Raw genomic sequence first — 24,007 nt, 5'->3', positions numbered from 1 at the left:
CCACCTGCTTTACTTTAATCACGATATAAAAATATTTTTTATTAAAACAATGAAATACTAGATACCTATTCAAACAATAACAAAATTTTAATTATTGATTTTAAGCAAGCTATGGTATTTTACTCTTATTTAGAGTAAGCAGACACTCCCAATTGTGGCTGCTCAACAGTTAACATACTTTTCAAGGCTTATTTAAACTCTCGAAATGAATTTGAAATAATAATTACTTACTTAAGTATATTAACATAAATTACATATTTTCGATTTCAGCTTTAAAAGCGCTAATTCTTTGATCAATAGAACCTCCAGCTTCTTCATTTTCCAAAATAAATACATTAATATTTTCTAAGGCTTTTTCTTTATTACCATTAGCCTTATATAGCGCCGACAGACAGAAATAATTATTTAAAGCTTTACTCTCTTTTACAAAGGATTCCATTTTATCAATTGCTTTTTGATACAAATCAGCCTGTGCAAATTGAGGATCCATAGCAATTGATATCATGCTTTGAGCAAGCATGCGTTCTCCAAGTTCTTCATTCAACTGATAGGTATCATCTGCCAGTTTCACATTCAAGTCAAACCACTTATTAAAATCCTTCTTAGAAAGATAAAACGCTGACACTAATTGACTTTCAACATTAGAACCTGTTGCAGAATCTAAATAAAGCTTAACAACTTCTACATCCGTTTTTAATTCTTCAAGTGTACCTGGTATTTGATATTGACGCAAATACATATCGACTGTCTGATTGATAATTCCCTGGTATTTATCTTGTCCAATTGCCTCACTAGCAACCAACGTATCTTTATTAGACACTAGATATTTAAACAGTTCACTATTAAACTCCAATGCACCAGAATAACCTAACACATCGAAAGCTGCTGCTGTCATAAATTCTTTTTGAGGTGTATTCTCAATAAAAGCTTTTGCCACTTCCTGCAGCTTTCCAGCTTCATTTGCCGAACGAAGTGCTTTAATATAGGATACAATAAATAAAGCCTCACGGTCACCACTGTCGTATCGTTTATGTAATTCGCCTATTTGTTTGCTTGGATCCAAAGCTATAGCGGCGTTCTCTATTAAATCGGCAGCCCTAACTCCACCAACAAGCGTGTGTTTCACATTTCCATCACCATCAAGGAATAACATCGTTGGATAAGCTGCTATAGCATATTTCTTTGCTATTTCAAGTCCTTCTCCTTTTTCACAATCCAGTTTCAGGTTAATAAACTGCTTATTAAAAACATCCCCAACCTCTTTCTGAGTAAAGACATTCTTAGATAACATTTTACAAGGACCACACCATGTGGTATAACAATCGATAAAAACTAGTTTGTTTTCGTTCTTAGCTTTACTCAAAGTTTCACTTAAAGAACCATGTTCAAATTCAATTCCTTGTCCCAATAAATTCGATGAAATAAATAAGGCAAATAGGATAAAAATTACATTTTTCATTTTTTAATTTTTTTTTCGAAATAAACTTCTCCGATTATTTTATTCGTTAATCGATTTCAATTCTTAATTAGAATTAATTATATCCAGAATTTTTTCATTCTTGATGATGATCATTCCCTGACGATCATCGGTAATTCCATCTTCCAGAATATATGGGTACGTAGGGAGGTTGCCTTTCATAACTGTAGGCAGATACCTGAAAAATATTCTCTTATTGCTACGTAGTGTTTCTCCGGCTTCCATAATGTGAGTTGAAACTATATAAATACCATTTCGTTTGGAGAAAGCATTAACAATTGAAACTGTACCGTCGTAGGCATCTTTAACATTAGTTCCTTTAAACAACTCGTCAAAAATGATCAACAACTGTTTATCGGAAGCAACCTCTTCAGCTATCTTTTTTACTCGAAGCACCTCTGCGTAAAAGTGACTCAATCCTAAATCAATATTATCGGGAACATTAATTGATGTGTAAATACCATCATGTAAAGAAAAAGTCATCTCTTTTGCTGCAACTGGAAAACCCATATGAGCCATATAAACTGCAACGGCAAAGGATTTCATGAATGTAGATTTACCCGCCATATTTGCACCTGTTAAAAAGAAAACATTCTTTGCTCCATCAATAAAGACATCATTAGCAATGGCATTAGGAACACTTGGATGATAGACTGCTTTAATGTCAATAAATTTATCCTGTTTTTTTACAGCCTCAGCATAAACGTAGGCATTCTCTCTCGACACATTTGAAACAGCAATATATACGTCTAACTCAAAAATTTCTTTCAAGAGTTGTTCAAGTTCCTCCGATAAAAGAGCCCTAAGGATGTAGTCAAATTTCAATACATCTTTAAACTTTAAACTCCCTTCAGCTCTATAATCATACATTTGCACCAAAAGCCTATTATTCAATAGTCCTGAGATCTCTAGAGCTTTGGTGGTATAGGCATTATTGCTTGATACAGCCAGAAGCTTTGTGATCATTCCATTTAATTTGTATAGGAGGTTAATGGTTTCTTCAAGCCCTTCAAAAAAAACTAGGTATTCATCTTCATTTGCAATAAAGTTCAGCACTTTCGATCTTGTGATATTAAATGCTGCTAGTGCCCTATTCTTAGATTCTGAATTTCGTAGATAATTCTCTACCAGCTCAAACTCTTTACCTTCAAAAGGAAGTGAAATATTTTGCTCTTCAAAAAAAGAAAAGATATTTTTTCGTGAATTAATAGATTCAATATTTGTTAAAGGCTCATGAAACATCTTTTCAAGTAATCGACCTCCTCCAATTGTAATGGTATGATTAAAAAGGCTGAATATCGAATTGTTTTTATATCGACCAAGGAGATTAAGATCATCCAAAGTCTGTTGATCTGTTACAAATTCCATCATAATCTAATTGTTATTTAAAATGTCCAGAATTTTTTCATTCTGAATAATAATCATCCCGTGACGATCACTCGTTATTCCTTCTTTTACCTTATAAGTATACTTGGGAACCTGCCCATTCATTACTGTTGGGAGGTATAAGAATTTAATATTATCCTTAAGCTTTTTTAGGTCTTCCCCTGCTTCGATAATGTGGGTAGATATAATAAACGTGCACCCTTTTTTATTAGCAAAAGCATCCATCACAGCAACCGTTGCTTCATGTGCATCCTTTACATTCGTTCCTCTAAAAAGCTCATCGAAAACAACAATTAGATGATCGTTTCTATTCACATTATCAGCTACTTTCTTAACACGAGATACTTCGGCATAGAAATGAGAGAAACCCATACTTAAATTATCAGCAAGGTTAATGGTAGTAAACATCCCATTTTGAATCCTAAATCGCATTTCCTTTGCAGGAAGAGGGAATCCCATGTGCGCTATATATATCGCTATACTAAATGTTTTCATGAATGTTGACTTTCCGGCCATATTCGCTCCGGTTAGAAAAATCATGTTGCTATTTTCATCAATAGTAATGTCGTTGGGTATAGCATTTTCAACCAAAGGATGATACACTCCTTTTATCTCAATATGATTTGATCCTCCATCATTTATCTCGGCAAAGGCAAAATTATTTTCCTGAGCAACCTTAGCAACTGCACAATAAACATCTAAGTCGTATGTATAAAAGAGTAGTTTTGTAATATCTTTTGCGATCGTAAATCTTAATATTTGATCGTATTCAACTGTTTTAGCATAAGAAAGCTTACTTAATTTCTCATTCTTATTAAGAAAAGCAAGGTCAGGAATATCCAAAACTTCCTTTATACATTGAATATCCTTATTAATTTCAGTAGATGAACTATTTTCTGCAAGTTCTGAAACAAACCTCTTAAGTACACTTAAAAATTCCAAGGTACTTTCAACCCCAGTATTAATCAATTGATATTCAAAGTCGGACCCAATGGCATGATTAAACTTTCGTTTAAGATCATCTGCGTGAGCTGTTAAACGCGTTCGAGGATCTGTTTTGCTTAAATACTCTTCTATAGTATCAAATAAACTCCCCGAAAATGGAAACTTTATCTTATTCTTTTTAAAATATTTAATAATATTAACACGGTTCTCTATCTCTTCTTTTCTAGATCGAGGATAAAGAAACATATCCTTCAAAATCTTTCCTCCGCCTCGAGTTTTAGTCCGATTATATATACTGAATATATCATTCCCGGTTTTACTACCAAAGATCTTTAAATCACTAATAGTTTGATTATCTACTTTAAATGCCATTCCAAAAATATTTGAATCATTCTACATTTGAATTAGATGTTCATGAAAACAATTTTGTCATCATGAACATCTAAAACTGAATTATTATCTACCTCTTCTTCTTAACCAAATTAACAAGCTGGCAAGTGCTAATAATGCTGTTAAAATGTATTTGTAAAAAATATTAGCAAAAGGGAATGATGCTGGGTAGATATCATTATCTGGATGATCTGGACGGCGCACATCGATTGGCACTTCGTTATCAGATAGCCAATAGTAAACACCTATAGCAAAATCAAAGTTCATTGCCTTAATTCCTTTTCTAAACCTACTAAGTTCACCATTACTAAAAACATCAGCGTCTCCTAACACAACAATTCGCTGATCCTTAGCACCAACTTTACGTTCTAAAGCCAAGGCTACTGCAGCTGGTCCTGCAACTTCGTCTAATTCTGGATTATAAATGGCAACGTCATCCTCAAAATCAGTTGTTTGAAGTTCGTTCCAAGATCCAATAAATTTCACTTCATTAGGATCTTCTTCATCTAATTCTCCTTTAACTGAAGCAATTATCATCGACTCTGTTTCAGAAAGTTGTTTTTTACCTTTTTCTTTCTTAGCTAATTCGAGCTGTCTCAGGAATTCTGGATCGTTACGTTTAGGTAAATTCTTAATTGAATCTGTAACCAAAAGAGGAGTAGCCTTAAATTCGCTCGATTTGTCATACTGAATACCAACCGTTCCATTCATAGCAACGCAACCTTTCTTTTCAATAATTACATCGAAAGGGAAAGATAATGCCACACCTTCAGTAGTTAAATCAGCCGAAACAATTTCTTGTGTATACCCCTTATTATACTCTACGACTTGGCCATCCATAAATTGAACACCCAAACGTTCAACAAGAGGATTCATAACAGATTGACGCTTACGATCACAAGCAAAAATGACATTCCCACCACGATCTATATAATCGTTAAGATGTTTCATTTCCTGGTCATTATAAGCTGTTTTTGCACCACTTATAATAAGAATATCAACGCGCTTGTCTACTGCCTGAGATAAGTCAAAAGACATAAAATCAAAACCATTATTCAGTAGGGAATTTCTCATTGGTTTATCTTGCGACATTGAATAATATCCTCGAGAACCAAAATCGTTTAACTCTCTCTCCGAATGTCCCTCAACAAATCCAACAAGTGGAAGCTCTTGTACTAGATGCTTAAAAGCTGCTGTTTTCTGCGACTCAAACGGGAAAACAAACATATCATCATAGATACGTAAAATGGTTGATTGACCGTCTTCAGTCTCTATCTTTCTCACAAAGCGCCCATGCTCAGCTTTAAGATCGATTTGATCGGCATAATCACTTGCAGGCTTAAACATTTTAGGATCTACCTTATATGTCTTACAAGCCTTATAAACAGCCTGTTCTACAGTTAAATCTTTAAATCTTCTTTTAAATTCTTTTTGTCCGGCTTTATCTTGAGGTACTAAATAATAGTATTTGTACTCAAATTCCATATTAGGATAAAACCTAATATATCGCATGAATCTTTCACGGTCTTCATTTATCTTATTAGGTGCCCCATAGAAAAAATTACGATCGAAGATGTTAACATAGGTTGTAACTTTAACCTTTCCATCAAGCTTAGCTATTATATCCTGGCTGTTTTCAGTTAGTGTTCGAAGTTTTGTTTGTGTTGAATCATGGTATATCATAAATGATGGGATTGTAGTTAGGTACCCCAAAAGTGCAACTATACCAAAAGTTGATGCATATCTAATTGCAGAAATATACCTAAGACTTCTTTCTCTAATACCTTTAAGTTTTAGAATGGTAAATGTGATGAACAATACTGAAACAAGAATAAAGTATAGGACATCCTCACTACATATTAAACCATCATAAAAAGGTTGACTTCTACCCGAAAGTTGTAACCAGTATGTAATATTGCGCACAAACTCAATATCTTGCCACATATTACCTATTTGATTTAAAACAAAGAAAGCAGCAAATGAGCCCATAGCGGCTACTACTTGGTAGGAAGTTAAAGAAGACATAAATAGTCCTATGGCTGAATAAGTGCAAATCAATAAAAATACACCTAATAATCCTGTTAGTACTAATGGAAAATCATACATCTTAATGGTGAAGCAACCATAAACACCCATTAAGAAAAGAATGAACGTCATTGCAAATCCAAAAAACACCATCGATAAGAACTTACCGAGTACTATTTGCGTATTCGAAATTGGAGATGAATACAACAGTTTAATAGACCCTGAACCAAATTCTTTACTTAACAAGCCCATGGTTATTAAAGGAAGATATAGATAGATATTGCTAGAAATAAGCTTATAGAATCCATTATTTCCTGTAAATATTTTCGTGGTCAATTCTGCTGTTCCATAGCCAAGTTCTTTATAATTTACAACAGTCCCGAATAAACCTGTAAATACAATACCTGCCTGAATAGCGAATATAATTAGTATGAGCCATGCTATAGGAGAATAGAACATTTTTTGAAGTTCCATTCTCGCAATTTTAAATATCATTTTCATCTTGTATAATAATTTTATTTATTAGATAATGCGGAGAATACATCATTCAAGGAATTCTTTTCGATGTGTACCTCATTTAAACGCCAACCTCTTTTAACACTCTCTTCAACAACTCTCTCAGTTGCACCATTCAGATTCATAAATTTCAATCTATAATCTGGGCCACCCAGTTCTTCAACAGCTTCAACTCCCTCGATTAATTGTAAGTCTTCAACCGATGGCATTTCTAATAATTTAACAAAAACAGAGTTTGGGCTTAGATAATTATCGAACTCTTCCATTTTACCAGAAAAGACAACTTTCCCGTTTTCAACCATAAGAATATATTCACATATAGCTTGAACTTCGGTTAACATGTGTGTAGAAAGAATAACAGCTCGATCTTCGGCAATTTCTCTAATAAGCGTACGAATTTCTAATATCTGATTAGGATCTAATCCATTGGTAGGTTCATCTAATATGATTAATGATGGTTTATGGATAATGGCCTGAGCGATACCAACACGCTGCTGATAACCACCTGACAAATTGCGTAATAATCTTTTACGAAAATGTGCAATAGAGCATTTTTCCAATACTTGATCTACTGCTACCTTTACATCTTTACTAGGAATCATACGTAGATGTGCACAATTTGTAAGATATTCCTCTACCGTCGTATCGGTATACAAAGGTGGTTTTTGTGGTAGGAATCCAATTTGTTTCTTAGCTTCAATTGGATCTTCAGACATATCAATATCATTGATAAATATTTTACCTTGAGTTTGTTTCAATACACCACTCATAATATTCATCGTTGTAGATTTACCTGCTCCATTTGAACCGAGCAAACCATATATACCTTTATCAGGTATATCAAAACTCACATCCTTCACCGCCCATTGTACACTGTAGCAATGAGATAGATTCTCTATTCTAACCAAAGATTTTTTCATACTCTCTTCTTATTATTGTACATAATTCTTATGATTTTCAGGTAATACATTCCCTGTCGACATGTAGGCCACATCAATACACTGCTGAAAATCAGTGAGGTTACTTACTAATCAACTCATTCGACAGAGCAACCTCACTTGTATTTTCATCAATTATAAAATTTAGAATTATAGTGTAGTTTCTAATATAAAAACCAAACTACACAATTAGATTAACATTTTAATTTTCGTTTATTATTAATCTCTAATTGCGATATCAATCAATTCATCACAGAAACCTTCTTGTTTATCTTTTTCAACCAGGTTAAAGCCTCCAACTGTACTGATATCGTATTCTCTATAACCACCTTTAAGACTGGTTAGCTCATTATTTATGGTTGACACAAAAAAGCTTGTTTCACTTCCATAGTTACCATGTGTCACGCACTTTATATTGCTTATTTCTATATTCTCAGCCGACAAGTCTCCGCCAGTGAAAACTCCACTAGTCTTATTGTCGATAGAGTAGAAGCGAATCTGCTTATTCCTTTCATAAATAAGATAGTTACTTTTCTTAGGTGAAGTGAATAAGCTAGCTTCGCTTATACCTTCGGCCATAGCTTCAGTTACCAATGTTTTAGATCTTGCTTCAAAACTCATTGAGAAAAATGACCAATCAAAATCAACTACACATTCATAAAGATAGATCTCCTCAGTATCCAAGTTTTTAACTAAAAACCACTTTGTTCCATTATTATTTCCTGCTGTCAACAACTTTGTATTTTCTCCAAATCCTGAAGGATCGAATGCAAAACCAGAAGAAACAATTATTTCTGTAAGATTACCTGATGCCATCATACCATCACGATATAATATTCTTCCATATTTTTCATCGTAAAACATACTGCCACCCATGGCACCTTCTAATATAATAGGTGCAATATTATAATCACTATTTGCTTCGGTGCATATCAATTTATATTTCCATGGCCCAAAATTAGAGCCTACAGGATATGCATTTCCACCTAATCGCATAGTTGCAAAGCTTAAATCTCCCCCCTCAATCAAATAGGGATCAAGAATTGTAGCCTTAGGCTGAGTTATAAACGACTCTCTTGTTGTATATTTAGTTACAAATGTTTTTTCATCTACAAATACACCTCCTTGCTCATCGCCGCAAAGAATTACAATTTTTCGCCCACTATATGAGTTCCCATAATTATCAATTTGCAAAGGGTTAACACCTACAGGATTGCCTCCATTTGCTCTTTTATAAACATCTTCGAACAATTCATCTTCAAAAGTCAGAAAGCTAACCGTAGATTCACCATCTTTTAAACCTAAAATTAATCTACCTTTTGAAAATATTGTATTTACAAATATCTTGACCTCATCAAAGTAGAAAACTCCAGTTGACTTATCAATAACTTTTAGAGCTAAAAAAAGACCATCTTGATCTACAGGAAATACCTCGGGAGAAATCTCAATATCAAGATCTCTTTCTTCCGAAATAACATCGCTTTTAGATGAACTTCTTAAAATCCAATTGTATTCTAAATCCGAGTCATCATTAAAAGAAGTTGAAATATCTGGGGTAATTTGTAATCTATCGTACAATAACTTCTCAATAACGTCATCTTCCGAATCTAACAATTGAATTTCAACTTCATTTAACTCTTCGAAATCGTGAATTGTCTCATCTTCAACACAAGAAGTCATCCCTCCAACAAGTGTTAATAACACTATCAAGGTTATTCTTATTTTTTTTGTTAATATATAATCCATGGCTCAATTTTTTTACCATTCTCGTCGTATACGGGAGAATTTGTTATTATATAATCTAACACTATTTTTGCAGCATCATTCCAGTATCCTAAACCACTAAATCCCTTATATCCCAAAGCATCGTCTAACTGTTGAGGAATTTCGTGCCCTAAAAGGTCAATAAATATCTGATGCTTTACTTTAGAATATTCACCCAAATACAAATAGTTCCATATTGGTGATTCAAAAAGCAAATTAGAAATCTGAATATCAACCGTTAAACGATCTTTGTATGCAAGATCTATATCATTGGTTGGAAGCAATGACAAGGATAAAGTAACTGCCTCATTGTCCAGATTGGGTGAATACATAATTGTAATAGGTAACACCACATCTAATTTTCCTGCAGGAAACACTTGACTCGTATTAAATGATTTATAATGTACACCTTCTATAGCAGTAGATTCTGAATTGATTTGTAATTCATAATTCAAATCATTGGGAATTGAACCTAAAACAGCAATGCCCAAATCAAAAATCATATCTTGTTTTTCAGGATCTACAACAAAACTTACCGAAGCGGTTTTGTTATCATCATTATAATCGGGAAAATAAACTGCTGGTTTAGTTTCGTATATTAATCGTTCATTTTCTGAACAGCCCATGCAAAACGTAATGGCAAATAATATTAATAAATATCTCATAGCTTAAAATTCAATTTGTCCAAAATTCAACTCATCTGTAGGTAACGGAATTTCATAAATATTCTCCTCTCCAACTGGATAATCTTCAAATACTCCCATTACCGCACTATTGTGCCTTTTGAAATAATAGAACATTTGACCTTCACCTAAGAATTCCTTTTTATATTCCTCGCTTATGCGCTGCTGCAGCGTACCTGTTTCAACCAATGGCATTAAGCCTCTATGTTGTCTCATCTTGTTCAGGTATGCAAATCCTTCTTCTTCACTCGTTGCACACTCGGCTGCGATATAATACATTTCTGAAACTCTGATTAATGGAAGCATAGTAGCTTTACCGCCTTCATTTCCAGCATATTTAACCGAAGCCATATCCAAATAATCAAGTGTTGTCCACCATATTCCTTTCCTATATTCAGAATCAGCAACATTCGCACTCATAAATAATCCATCCACTAAATAATAAGGAGTAGCCAATAGATTATTTGAATTTTTCGTTAGATATGTTGTATAATCCTCGCTTAATGATTCAATCTCCAATCCCCAAAGAACTTCCTTTTTAAAAATTCTATCGGAAGCATTCGAACCATCTGCTAATTCTATAATATCGATTGGCTCCGTATCTGGAGTATTTACAATTTCTTTGGCCAAATCCAGAGCATTAGCTTTATTACCTGCATACAATTGCACCCTTGCTTCAAACGCTACCATAGCATAGTAATTGAATTTAAACTGTCTATCTATTTTAAATTCATCATTACTTGCATTAGCTCTGTTAGGACCATAATAATCGATATTTTTTATAAGTCCTTTCGCCGTTTGAATATCTTCCAATACAGCATCGATAGTTTCAGAAACAGATAATTGTGCCTGAGCAAGATTTGTATAATCTATCATATAAGGGATAGCCAATTTATCCATCCCATCCTTAGGAGAAGGACCAAAAAGTCGCAATAAATCAAAATGAATCATCGCTCTTAATCCTAAAGCTTCAGCTTTATAGAAGTTAAATGTTTCTTCAGATCTAAAAACATCCTTTTGCTCATCGATATACGAAAGCATTAAATTTAGATTAGAAATAACAGTATATTGAGTAGACCAAATTGAAGCAACTCGATCCAACTCTGTTTGCTCTTTATACGAATAACTTATGGCATTTTGATATTCATGATTCTGTGCTGGTATGGAAGTATAGTATCTAGCCAATACATCAACAAACCCAAATGATAATTCTGTACCATAACTATCTGGAGTGGTAAGAACAGTATACGCTCCCGTTAATACATCGGCAAATCCTGATTCTGAGCTGAACATGTCTTCAGCTTTTACATTTGACTTTGGTGATACATCAAACCAATCTTCACAAGCTGAAAACATCAGTAAACATGTAAATAATATAATTATATTCTTCATAGCTATTTAAAATGTAAGTTGAACTTGGAATGAAAAACTCCTTGCAAAAGGATAACTCGTACCTCTTTCTACTTTCACAGAAGACCATCTGTGAATATTATTTGCAAATGCAGACAGTCGAATACGTTCAATAGGATATTTATTTAATGTATTGCCTTGTAGCGTATAAGAAAGGTTTAAAGATTTTAGTTCAATATAATTCTCTTCCTCAATAAACCTTGATGTAGGCATTGTTGGTTGTTCATTGGTAATAGCTTTATACTTAGCAATATCTCCTGGCTCTTTCCATCTGTCGTACAAAACTCTTATATCAGCATTTTGCAAAGAAGTTACATTTTCAACTTTATCAACTAAAGTGTTATTATAAATATCTCCGCCCATACTGTATGTGAAATTTGCATTCAACTGCCATTTCTTATACATGAACATTGTTCCTAAATTCCCAAAAAACTCTGGATCTTTATTACCTAAAGGTTTATAATTTGAAGTACTCCACTCATTAACCTTTTCTCCATTCATATCAAGAAATACTTCTTCTCCAGTTCTTGGATCAATACCTAATGATTCATTTGCCCAAATTGTGTTAATTGATTCATCAAGCATGTATCTAACAACTGGTCTCTTCCTAAGGTTGTTATCTTCGTCATTTGTATTTTCGTCTTGAGTATCATTATAAGCAACTAACGAGTTATTTATTTTTTTAAGCTTATTTACATTTCGAGATACCATTCCAAAAACATCCAATTGTATCTGATTAAACCGATCACGTACAACAGTTCCTCTTAGTGATAATTCAAAACCTTTATTCTCAATGTCTCCAAGATTATCTTTATAACTACTAGAACCTACTGAGGGAGCTAATAGTACATCTGTTAAAACACCCTTTGTTCGATTATTATATAAGTTGATACTACCAGATAATTTACTGTTCAATAAGGTAAAATCAACACCAATATTATTCTTAGTTGTTTCCTGCCACTTTAAATTAGTATTCCCATAAGCCATAAGCAAAGCACCTAATTGATCTCGATAAGTTCGGCCTTGCATAAGGTAATTATTATAAGAAAGCATAGTCATAGACTGGTAAGGGCTAAAAGCCGTACTACCTGTTATTCCTACCGAAGCTCTAAGCCTTAATTCCTGAATTAAATTTGAATCATGCAAAAATTTCTCGTTATGGATATTCCAGCCTAAACCAAGCGAACCAAATGTTCCCCATCGCTTATCTTCCCCATACACTGATGATCCATCACTACGAACAGAAGCATCAAATACATACCTATCGTCGTAACTATAGTTTAAGTTTCCTGCAATACCAACTAATCTGGAAACACTTTCATCTCCTGATGGTCGGTCTCCTTCAGCATATTGCAAAGCCATCCCTATATGATCCATTTTATCATTGGGAAAACCGTAGGCAAATACACCATAACTATCCTCTCTAGTTTCTCTTATATTATAAACAGCTCCAAAATTTATAGAGTGCTTTTTAAATTGTTTTAAATAGGAAAGCAATAAACTACCATCTAAGGTCACGTTCTCAGATGAGTTTTTACTATAACTTCCTTTTAACTCGGTACTATAGAAATCAGTATGACTGGCAGGTTTAAAAATATTTGATTCTGATTTTTGTTGCGATATAGAAGCTGTTCCTTTAAGCCTAAGACCATCGGCAATTAACCAATCCACGGAAAAATTATCCGTTAGTGCGCTATACTCACTTTCATCTTTCGTGGCTAAACCAATGTTATATAATGGATTTAATATTAAAAAATGTTTCTGAGCACTAGTAGAGTTCTCATACAACACTTCCTTTGGTAAACCATTTTCACCATACGGATAAAAATAAGGGTTTAATTGGGTATAGGTCGAGTAGTTGCCATAAGGAGAATTCTCTGCCTTTACATTAGAGTACTGCAGATGATTCATGACATTTAAATTCTTATAACGATATTGTAATTTGATGGAAGTCCCGATATTCGTATTAGATGATCCTTTCATTACTCCATTCTGATCCTTATAGTTTAAGTCCCAACCATATCTAAAAGTATCATCACCTCCTTCTGCATACAAGGAGTGCTTATGACTTAGACCAATATCATGTAGCGGAATTGCTTTCCAATCGGTATCAACACCTTCACTAACTAATTTTAATCGGTCATTATACAGTTGTTGATTATCCCAGCTATTTGCCACAACTCTCATATCTTCATAAAGCCCTGATAAACTTTCATACTCAAGTTTTTCAGACGCATTTAAAAGATCATACCCACTTAAATCTACTACCTCAAAATCCATTGCACCTGTATAAGTCAGCCTTAATTTACCCTTTTCAGGCTCAAGGGTTTCTACCACAACCACACCATTGGCCGCTCTTGAACCATAAATTGCTGTAGCTGCCGCATCTTTCAGTATTGTCATACTTTTCACCCTGTTGGGATCAAGATCAAACACCTGTTGTGCAGTAACTTCAAAACCATCTAATATAAATGTTGGCATATTTGGAGAATGCTTAAAGTCTCCTTCTAAACTACTTTGCCCTTGTATCACAAATTCCGGAAGAGTGTTTGGATCACTCCCCATTTCATTATCTTCAATTATCTGAAAAGTAGGATCCAAATTAGAAAGACTTGATAAAACATTACCTGTTGATATAGCCCTAATACTTTCTCCTGAAAAGGTTTTTGCATTACCGGTATAAGTCTCTTTCTTCTTATTAAAATAACCGGTTACAACAACTTCTTTAAGATTTTCTTCATCTTCTATAAGCTGAACATCCAAAAAACTTCCTCCATCAAATTCAACGGTATAAGTTTTATAACCTATAAATGAGATCTGCAACTTTCCTTTTCTAACTAATGATTCAAATTCGAAAAAACCATTTTCATTAGTAATACAACCAAAACTATATCCTTTTAACATCACAGTTGCTCCAGGAAGTGGCTGTCCATCTTTATCAGACACTTTCCCTCGAACAATGGTTGCTTTTTGTTCTTTAATTGGCTTAGGTTTTGCAACTTTTAATTTTAATACATAAGCACCATTCTTAATTTCATAAGTTAAATTAGTATCATCTAAAATAGATTTAAGAATTTCATCTACTGTTCCTTTCTTATTTATATTTAAATCCGTATAGCTTTTTAAATGTTTGGTGTTGTAAATAAACTTATATCCAGATTTTTCCTTAATTTTCCATATTAAATCTTCAAGGTTAATATTTGACTCTTTAATCTCAATTTGATTCCCTTGCATGGAAACTGTTGCCCAGGAATTTAAATTCAGTGTTATTATCAAGCAAACCAATGCAAGAAATTTAATAGGCAATCCGAGTTTTTTCCTTAAGAAAAAACTAGGGTTAGATTTTTTCTTCATAAATTTGATTTTTTAAAAGGTTAGTTATTTATATTAGCTAGCAATTTCAAAGTGTAGAATGTGCCAGCATTCTACACTATTTTTTTACTACCAATACATTATTTTTAATCTCAAACTGTACACTTCCCGTAGCTTCCAGCAACTCAATAACATTCTGAAAATCTGAAGTTATCTCGAGTGACAACGAGTAAGTTTCAAATTGTTTTTCAGGATCTTGATAAAATACTTTTATGTTGTAATACCTTTCAAGGTCCAATAATATTCTTTCTAAGCTTGCATTACGGTACATTAACTGATTGTCTTTCCATCCAACAAAAATGCCAGCATTCACATTCTCCAATAATAAATTGCTTTCACCTGATCGAATCTTTATTTGTTGATTTGGAAGCATTCTTATTTGATTCTGATCATTATTCACCAAAACCTCACCTTCAACTAAGGTTATCTGATTTTCATTTTCATTATTATAGGCTCTTACATTAAACTCGGTTCCCAGAACCTTCACTTCTTCATTATCAACAGAAACAATAAAGGGTTTATTTTTATTTTCCTGTACATCAAAGTAAGCTTCACCCTCTGCTAAAAAGACTTTTCTATTGCGTCCAATAAACTCAACGGGGTACTTTAATTTAGTTTGTGCATTCAACCAAACCTTAGTTCCATCTGAAAGAGTTAAACTGTACTTCATCCCTCTTGGAATAATTATGGTGTTATATTCTTGAATAGAATCTTCAATTTCATCTTTCTTTAAATAACTAATGTTTGTAGAATCAATTTCCAAAATTCCATTTGAAGTATGAAGAACAGAATCCTGATAATCAAACGTATAAACTTCACCATTGTTCAATTCCAAAGTAACACTCTCACTAAATTGCTCTATTGCAACAACATCCCCTTGCTTAAATGTAAAAATATCATCATCTATAAAGAAAACTGAAATTCCAAGTACAATAGGCAAGAAAACGGCCGCTGCATAAGCCATCCATTTTGATATTTGCCTGTTAGGTTTAATGTATTCCGAAAATTCATCCATTCTATTATTTGAATGAAAGAAATCCAAATCCTCTAGGTTCTCATACACATTATTCAATTCAATAATTCTATCGAATTGCATTTTATTGAAAGGGTCTTGTAACCAATCATTTAAATATTCCTCTTCAACTGGTGTTAAATTTGAAGTGATATATTTTGAAATTAGTTCCGCTATATATTGTTTCTCGCTCATCTAAACGTCTTTTATTGTATTACAAAGCAGTATCAAAAGAGGGTATATTAAATAAAGAAGATTTTTGAATTTTTCTCTCATCTTCCTGTATGAGTGCTTTTTAAGAGTCTTTACTGTATTTACTGATATTCCCAATTCAGTACGAATTTCATCATTGGAAACTCCATTTAATGTAAGTAGCATAATTTCTCTGGATCTTTTGGGAAGTGATTGTATATAATCATATACAGTAGCAAATACATCTTGTTCCAACTTATTAAATTCAAATAAAGTATCTGAATTTAAGCTTGTATAATCCTGATGAAGTTTAGTCGATGATTTTTGCTTCCGCAAATAATTAATGGATGCATTTTTAACGGTAACAAATAAAAATGAACTAAATGAGGTATTACTCCTTATAGAAGTACGGTGATCCCAAATACGCACAAAAACATCTTGAACAATGTCAATACTTACTTCCCTATCATTAATATACTTATTTGCAAACGCACAGAGTTTTGGAAACATCTCGGAATACAGCATTTGAAATGCTTTTCGATCTCCATTTTTAAGCTTTCTCACATAATGCTCTGGAAAATTCATTCTTTTCCTCCTCCTCAGTTTAGGTTAGTTCTATTAATGGCAAATTAATTCCATTCGGGGATTTACAATTGTTATACAACTACCTTACAAAAGAGGGTGATATTTTTTTTAAAAAAAAATCATTTGCTCATTTTTAAAGTAAGTTTAGATTATCAAAAGATAACTTGAAGAAATGAATTTATTTTTAATAGGAAAAAGCATGTACTGTTGAGTTACTTACAACAAATAAAGGAAATAAGTAGGCTCTTATTGCTTTTAATAAAAAGTTGGATATGACAACAAGATTAAAAACCTGAAACGAATAACCCTAAGAATCAACTGCTATCAATTGAATAACAATGTTTCATGGGGCTTTCACTCCCTATAATGAATGTAAAATTAATTTTCATCACAAAACCAGATACCTAAGAGGATACCAAAAATCAAATAGACACTTATCTACAGCGAGTTAAGACTAAGTTTAAGCTCCCTGCAGCTCCACTCAAAACAGAAACAAGTTGAAATATAAAGTTTCAACTTGTTTCATTTTCAGTTATTTAGACAGATTCTCTTATACTATCTTCCCCATTATATTTCCATTGTTTTTCATATTTGTTTCACAATTGTTTTACACGCAAAACTTGAAAAATATGAATGCTACTATCAAATGAACTCTTCGAAAAGATTTTAAACGAAAAGATGGCTCAAACTCAATCTTTTTACGTCTAACAATTAATAGAAAATCTAGATACTTTCCTATTGATATAAGTGCGCAAGAAGGAGAGTTGCAAAAAGATAAATTTCAGTTTAAAACTTCCGTCAAAAATTCAGCAATAAAAAACATCAAGCTTAATCAAGACTTGGCTAAAGCTCAACAAATACTTAACGACTTTATAAGATTTGATAGAACATCAACTTTCACCGAATTTGTTCTCAAATTTAAATCAAACTACAACTCAAATGATTTCTACAACTTTGTACTAAACTATATCAATACCAATAAAAACCTATCTAAAGAAGCTGTAAGAACTTATAAACCTAAAATAGCTGATAATTCTTGAGATTCTCGGAAATAACACATTGAAAAAAACTATTAAATTCAAATAAACTTAGCCCAAGTAAAAAAGAAGTACTCAAATATTTTCTATTCTGCTGTTATATTAGATTAACTTACTCATTAACAAAAACATCAATACTGCTAACATTTTTCATTCATAATATTCCCAACATAATTCTGTATTGCAATTTCAGCTATTCTATAAAATACTATTGACTGATCCTGAAAAATATATCATTTTTTATTTTTAAACACATCTAACTTGCTTACTTGTCACAAATTCTTTTTCTATATTCACTACTACAAAAAATATTATTTATTCATGAGAATATTACATACATCCGATTGGCATATCGGGCAGCGCCTGCATGGCAAAGACAGATTTTATGAACACGAAAAATTCTTTAGCTGGTTATTGGAAATATTACATGACAGGAAAATTGATTTACTCGTAATTGCCGGAGATATTTTCGACGTAGGCTATCCTTCTAATTCGGCCTTACAACAGTATTATAGATTCTTAACCCAATGCCGCGAAAGTACATGCCAAAAAGTAATTATTACGGGAGGAAATCATGATTATGTAAGTACTTTGAATGCTCCAAAAAGTCTATTAGATGCATTAGACATAACAGTAATTGGAGGTGTTCCCAACTCTATTGAAAAAGAAATTGTTGAAGTTAAGAACAAAAAAGGTGAACCTGCTGCTTATGTATGTGCGGTTCCATATTTGCGCGACAGAGATATTCGCAAAGGTATAGCGGGTGAGAGTTACGAAGACAAAGTAAAGGCAACAAGCTTGGGGATTGCAGAACACTATAAGGAATTATCTGAATATGTAAAAAAGATCAATACAAAAAAATTACCCGTAATTGCAACTGGTCACCTTTACATGGCAGGCGCTTCTACAAGCGATAGCGAAAGAGATATTCAAATGGGAAATCAGGCAGCTTTTAAATGGAATGATTTCCCTCAAAACTTTAACTATGTTGCCTTAGGACATATTCATCGTCCACAACGCATATCTAAACAAGAACAAGTTCGTTATTCCGGATCTCCAATTCCCTTAAGTTTTAGCGAGAAAAATGACCTCAAAGAAGTTGTTATTGTAGAATTCAAGGATAATAAACTCGATTCGATAGAATCAGTTCCGGTTCCATTATTTAGAAGACTTATTGCATTTACCGGAAATTTAGATGAAGTTACCGCACAAATACGACAACATAAATCGGTAGGTGAATTTACAGATTGGGCCGAAATTCAAATTGTAGAAGAAAACTACGATCCTAATTTGATACAAAAATACAAAGAAGTTTTAGCCGAGGATTTTGATTTGGAGATTATAAAACCATCCATCAGTTTTAAGGATCGTGTGAAAGGTGTATCGGAATTATATGAAGAGCAAATTGCATTAAAAGACCTAACAAACCGGGAAGTTTTTGAAAAGCTTTTAGATCGATCGAGTTTCGAAGACCGAACTGAATTACAAAACAGCTACCAACAGCTTTTACAGGAAATGAATGAACAGGAACAATAAGATCATATTCCAGATACAATGAAGATTACCCAACTAAGAATAAAAAATCTTAACTCTTTAAAAGAGGAACATACTATAAATTTTAATAAAGCTCCATTAAGTGAAACAGGCTTGTTTGCCATTACTGGCCCAACAGGAGCAGGTAAAAGTACTTTGCTCGATGCTATCAGCTTAGCTTTATATAACCAAATTCCGCGCAGTGGAAAACTATCTACTGCTAATATTGAAAAATTTGGGACATTAATCACACGAGGAACATCCGATTGTTTCGCTGAAGTTGAATACCAGGTGAATGGAAGTAGCTACCGTTCGAAATGGAGCATTAGTCGAAACAGAAATCACAATCTTCGTGATTACGAAATGGAGCTTTCTCAATTAAATCAAGATGGTGAATGGGATATTCTGGAACAAGCAAAAAGAAATATCCCTACCAAAAATACTGAGATAACAGGTCTAAACTACGATCAATTCGTAAAATCAATTGTTCTATCGCAAGGCGAATTTGCAAGATTTTTAAAGGCAAATGCCAACGAACGCTCCGAGTTACTTGAGAAAATTACGGGAACTGAAATTTACCGCCAAATTGGAATAGCAGCCTATACCAAGCTAAGAGAGCAAAAAGCAAAAATAGAAGCTTTAAATAATAAAATGCAGGGCATAGAACTGTTAAGCCCAGAAGATAAAGAAAGTATTATAGAGAAAAGTAAAGAGCTAAAGATCGAACTTGAAAAGTTAGAGAAGCAAATCAAAATCACCAAAGAACAGATTGATATTCGCAAACAAGAATCAGCACTCAAACTTTCTCTTGAAAAAAATAGAAAAGATGAAGAAATAATCAAAAAAGGAATTCAAGATTTCGCTCCCCGTTTGCAACAACTCGAACAACATAACAAACTGATTCATATTAAGGGAGATTTGCAACAAAACATACTATTGGCAAAACAAATTGAACAGCTTAAAAAACAAACTGGAGAATGGGAAAAACAAATTACAGATAAAAAGAAAGAACTTGAGCAAATAAGTAAGCAAGTAGCTATTCATATTGAGAATGAAAAACGCTTAAGCACAGAGCGCAAACTGTTGTTACCTGTTCTCAACAAGGTTTCACTCTTAGATGAACAATTAAAAAATCTGACAGCTCAAATCAAAGAACACAAAAATGAATTGGATGGCTCTACCCTTGCATATAAAAATCTGGAAATAAAACAGAATGAACACACTAAAAATTTAAAAACCTGTGAGAATTATAAAATAGAAATTGAGAAGTTTCTTAGCAAAAATAAAGCCCTTGAAGAGGTTCCTGCTTTATTACCTTTGGTGAATGAGCAAGTAAAGCAAATGAGAAATATCTTTTCAAAGTTCGAGGAGGAAGTAAAAATTTTACAAAATAAAGAGCTGAAAAATCATCTGCTTAAAGGAAGTAATTGGACTGAAAAAATTGAGATTATTCATAAACATATCGATGATTTTAAAACTCAGCTACTCCCACTTGAGGAAGAGCTTAAAAAAGCAAAATTTAGTAATCGAGACGAGTTAAAACAACTAACAGAACAAGCAGCTCAAAAAATTAGATGTCTTGATCAACTTGAAACACTTCAGAAATCTTACATTAAGAATAATAAGGAAAAGCTTGAGTTAGAACTAAAATTAAAAGCTAACAATAAATTAATAGCCACAGGTGAAGATTTTCTGAAAAAACAAGAACCTAAATTAAAAGTTTTACAGCTTAAAGAGGAAGAAATAAATCTGCGAATACAGCGTTTACAGTTAGAGTCGTCATTAGAAGATAAACGTGAAAAACTAATTCCTAACGAGCCTTGTCCTTTGTGCGGTTCAACTCATCATCCTTTTGTAGGAAGCTACGAAAATAAGAGTAAGGAAAGCAAAAAAGAGCAAGAACAATTACATGCTGATATAAAAAGTATAACAAACAATATAGATGCACAACAAAAAGAATTGGTTCACCTAAATGCCGACAATAAGAATATTCAAGAGCGATCTGACAAATTAAAAATTACTTTGAATGATGATTTTCAAGATTTTGAAAAAGAACAGTTAAAACTCAAAATCTCGTTGAAAATATTAGATGAAGATAGCTTAAAAAAACTAATTGAAGATTTTAAAAATCAGGATCTACAAATAAAAAAATTAGCTATAAAATATGATTCTAAGGAGAATATTAATCTAAATTTACAATTACTAAAGCCCATTATTGATAAGGCAACACAAATTGCCGAAACTCAAAAACAAAGTGAACTCCATCTGTCTAAATTATCAGAGTTTATTGAGGAAAAATCAAATCTAAAATCAAAATTAGAAAGCTTAAGTACACTTCATATTCAATATCAAAAGAAAAAAGAAGAACTTTCATCTCAAGACAAAAATATTGTTCAACTAAATGAATTGATAAAAGCAGGAATTGAAAAACTAGAAGCAAACCGAAAAGAGATAAACCAGCAAACACTTAAGCTTAACAAATTTTCTAAATCTAAATTAGATATTGATAAAAAACGAAAAGAATTATTAGGCGATAAATTACCTGCCGAAGAGCAAATAAAAATCGATAATAAACTAGAACAAGCAAGTCTGCAATCGCAAGAAAGTAAGAAAAATGAACTAAGCGCAAAAAACAACATTGCAAACCTAAAAAACCTATTACATAAGAAAACAAAAAACATTAGTGAATTGCAAAATAAATACGAGAACGAATTTAAAACACTACTAGCTCTTGTTCGAGAACGATCTTTTGATAATTTAGAATTGGCAATTAAAGCTATTTTACCTGAAGAAATTGCCGAGAGTATTAAGAACAAAAAAGATACTTATCAGAATAAAAAAACAGCTAATGAGCAAAGTAAAAATGATATAGAAGAATCTTTAGTGAAAATAACAGAGAAAATTAGCCAGTTGCCCACGGATGAGCTCTTGAAAAATGAAAAACTCGAAGATGCGCGATTGGGAGAAGCTAATAAAAATTTAGGTGCCTTTGAACAACAACTAAAACAAGACAAAGAGAACCAAAAACGTGCTGGAAATCTGCTAAAAGAACTGGAATTACAAAGAAAAGAAGTTAAACGATGGGACAATTTAAATGATTTAATTGGCGATGCTACAGGAAATAAATACAGCAAGTTTGCACAAGAATTAAGCTTACAACAAATGCTAAGTCTCGCTAATTTGCATCTTAGAAAACTAGACAAGAGATACCTCTTAAAATACAATCCGCAACAAAACGAAGATCTTTTTGTAGTTGATACTTTGCAAGGAAACGAAGAACGATCGGTTCGTACACTTTCGGGTGGCGAGAGTTTTATAATTTCACTTGCTCTGGCATTAGGTTTATCGGATTTAGCCGGACAAAACACCCAATTGGAAACTCTCTTTATTGATGAAGGGTTTGGGAGTTTAGATCAGGTAACCTTAGAACTGGCTTTAGGCACTTTGGAACGCTTACAAGCTGAAAGTAATAGAACCATTGGAATAATTAGCCATGTAGAAGCACTAAAAGAACGCATTAGTACACAAATAGAATTAGTGAAAGACAATTCGGGCAACAGTCATATCGAAATCAGATAACCTGCAAATAACAAAGTAGTTCATTTATTTTGATCTGATAGCACTAAAAACGGTTTTTAATTACTAATTAAAGACCGTTTTTTTTATACTTATATCATCATGATATTTACATCTACCAATCAATTTTTCCACCAATATCACCACGCATTACCTTTTCCACCTCCGAAACCGATAACAAATTAACATCTCCCGAAACGGTATGCTTGATAAAAGAGGCTGCAACAGCAAAATCAATAATCCGCTGGCTATCATTGGGAAAACTTAGAAATCCATAAATTAATCCAGCCATTAGCGCATCTCCTCCGCCAACTCGATCAACAATATGTGTTATTTCAAAGGTCGGCGATTCCCATACTTTCTGTCCATCGTAAATAATACCAACCAATTTATTATAATTGGCATTAATTGTTCCCCGCCTGCTTGTTATCACTTTTTTTATACGTGGATACTTCTCCATTAACTTCTCAGAAATCTGCTTAAAAGTCGCGTTGGAATATTTGCAATCTTCAGGCAAACCAGTATTTACACAAAGTACCTTATCTGCATCGAACTCGTTAGCGATTAAAATATCGGTTTTTGCAATTAAGTCAGGCATTACCGAGGAGGCTTTGTTATTTGCCTTCCACAATTTACTACGATAATTCACATCACAGGAAACAGTTATACCTCTCATTTCTGCATTTTCCAAAGCCTCCTCCAGCACTTGAGTAGCCCCTTTAGAAATGGCAGGAATAATACCAGTCCAATGAAACCAGGTGGCATTATCAAATACCAGATCCCAGTTAACCATTCCTTTTTTAAATTGCGTAAAAGCCGAAGAAGATCTGTCGTACACTACTTTCGATCCGCGAGCTACAGCACCAGTTTCCAGAAAATAAATTCCCAATCGATCGCCTCCCCAAACTACAGAACTTGTATCAACACCTAAACCATTCAATCTATGATTACAGGAGCGTCCGATATCATTATTTGGTAATCGGGTAACGAAAGAGGTAGGAATCCCAAAACTAGCCAAGGATGCAGAAACATTGACTTCTCCTCCTCCATAAGTTGCTTCCACACTTTCTGTTTGTGCAAATCGCTGATGTTCGGGTGTTGCTAAACGCAACATTACCTCTCCAAATGTTATAACCTTTTTATTCATAGCACAATTAGTAACGAAT

14 protein-coding genes and 1 pseudogene are annotated in these 24,007 nt (G+C 33.1%); 3 read left to right on the top strand and 12 right to left on the bottom strand.

Translation table 11 applies throughout. The annotated features are described in order from the left end of the window. Positions 1-250: 250 nt before the first annotated feature. The 11 genes from ACT3CE_RS11415 to ACT3CE_RS11365 form a co-directional block, all read right to left on the bottom strand. Positions 251-1,459, bottom strand: coding sequence for a thioredoxin family protein (locus tag ACT3CE_RS11415; RefSeq protein ID WP_444709908.1), 1,209 nt, complete (start codon positions 1,457-1,459; stop codon positions 251-253). Between the two features lie 63 nt (positions 1,460-1,522). Continuing rightward, positions 1,523-2,848, bottom strand: coding sequence for a MutS-related protein (locus ACT3CE_RS11410; RefSeq protein WP_444709907.1), 1,326 nt, complete (start codon positions 2,846-2,848; stop codon positions 1,523-1,525). 3 nt (positions 2,849-2,851) lie between these two features. Beyond that, the gene (locus ACT3CE_RS11405; RefSeq protein ID WP_444709906.1) at positions 2,852-4,180 is read right to left on the bottom strand and encodes a MutS-related protein; all 1,329 of its coding nucleotides are present in this window, start codon (positions 4,178-4,180) and stop codon (positions 2,852-2,854) included. 84 nt (positions 4,181-4,264) lie between these two features. After that, entirely contained in the window at positions 4,265-6,697 is a 2,433-nt protein-coding gene (locus ACT3CE_RS11400; RefSeq protein ID WP_444709905.1) for a Gldg family protein, read from the bottom strand. Positions 6,698-6,738: 41 nt separating this feature from the next. Continuing rightward, positions 6,739-7,647 (bottom strand): ABC transporter ATP-binding protein, encoded by a 909-nt coding sequence (locus ACT3CE_RS11395; protein ID WP_444709904.1) that lies wholly within the window; start codon positions 7,645-7,647, stop codon positions 6,739-6,741. Positions 7,648-7,896: 249 nt separating this feature from the next. Continuing rightward, positions 7,897-9,423: a PKD-like family lipoprotein gene (locus ACT3CE_RS11390; RefSeq protein ID WP_444709903.1), complete on the bottom strand. Its 1,527-nt coding sequence runs from the start codon at positions 9,421-9,423 to the stop codon at positions 7,897-7,899. Then, positions 9,408-10,106: a DUF4843 domain-containing protein gene (locus ACT3CE_RS11385; protein WP_444709902.1), complete on the bottom strand. Its 699-nt coding sequence runs from the start codon at positions 10,104-10,106 to the stop codon at positions 9,408-9,410. The genes ACT3CE_RS11390 and ACT3CE_RS11385 overlap by 16 nt, the downstream gene beginning before the upstream one ends. Before the next feature lie 3 nt (positions 10,107-10,109). Further along, on the bottom strand, positions 10,110-11,516 hold the full coding sequence (locus ACT3CE_RS11380) for a RagB/SusD family nutrient uptake outer membrane protein (protein ID WP_444709901.1): 1,407 nt from the start codon (positions 11,514-11,516) through the stop codon (positions 10,110-10,112). A 6-nt stretch (positions 11,517-11,522) separates the two neighbouring features. Continuing rightward, positions 11,523-14,888: a SusC/RagA family TonB-linked outer membrane protein gene (locus tag ACT3CE_RS11375; RefSeq protein WP_444709900.1), complete on the bottom strand. Its 3,366-nt coding sequence runs from the start codon at positions 14,886-14,888 to the stop codon at positions 11,523-11,525. A gap of 76 nt (positions 14,889-14,964) precedes the next feature. After that, complete coding sequence (locus ACT3CE_RS11370) at positions 14,965-16,113, bottom strand: FecR family protein (protein WP_444709899.1); 1,149 nt, start codon at positions 16,111-16,113, stop codon at positions 14,965-14,967. Beyond that, the gene (locus ACT3CE_RS11365; RefSeq protein WP_444709898.1) at positions 16,114-16,695 is read right to left on the bottom strand and encodes an RNA polymerase sigma-70 factor; all 582 of its coding nucleotides are present in this window, start codon (positions 16,693-16,695) and stop codon (positions 16,114-16,116) included. A gap of 662 nt (positions 16,696-17,357) precedes the next feature. Here ACT3CE_RS11365 and ACT3CE_RS11360 point away from each other — a divergent pair. The 3 genes and pseudogenes from ACT3CE_RS11360 to ACT3CE_RS11350 all read left to right on the top strand — a co-directional run. After that, positions 17,358-17,735, top strand: a pseudogene (locus ACT3CE_RS11360) (Arm DNA-binding domain-containing protein); the annotation flags it as partial. 318 nt (positions 17,736-18,053) lie between these two features. Next, the gene (gene sbcD / locus ACT3CE_RS11355) at positions 18,054-19,268 is read left to right on the top strand and encodes an exonuclease subunit SbcD (RefSeq protein ID WP_444709897.1); all 1,215 of its coding nucleotides are present in this window, start codon (positions 18,054-18,056) and stop codon (positions 19,266-19,268) included. Positions 19,269-19,286: 18 nt separating this feature from the next. Beyond that, positions 19,287-22,844 (top strand): AAA family ATPase, encoded by a 3,558-nt coding sequence (locus ACT3CE_RS11350; RefSeq protein ID WP_444709896.1) that lies wholly within the window; start codon positions 19,287-19,289, stop codon positions 22,842-22,844. Positions 22,845-22,956: 112 nt separating this feature from the next. Here ACT3CE_RS11350 and ACT3CE_RS11345 read toward each other — a convergent pair whose 3' ends face one another. Then, positions 22,957-23,988, bottom strand: a complete 1,032-nt coding sequence (locus tag ACT3CE_RS11345; protein ID WP_444709895.1) for a PfkB family carbohydrate kinase — start codon at positions 23,986-23,988, stop codon at positions 22,957-22,959. Between the last annotated feature and the right edge of the window lie 19 nt (positions 23,989-24,007).

The organism is Marinifilum sp. RC60d5 (genome assembly GCF_052400665.1).
GTDB lineage: Bacteria > Bacteroidota > Bacteroidia > Bacteroidales > Marinifilaceae > JBQTGK01.
This window is presented reverse-complemented; position numbering and strand designations above follow the sequence as displayed.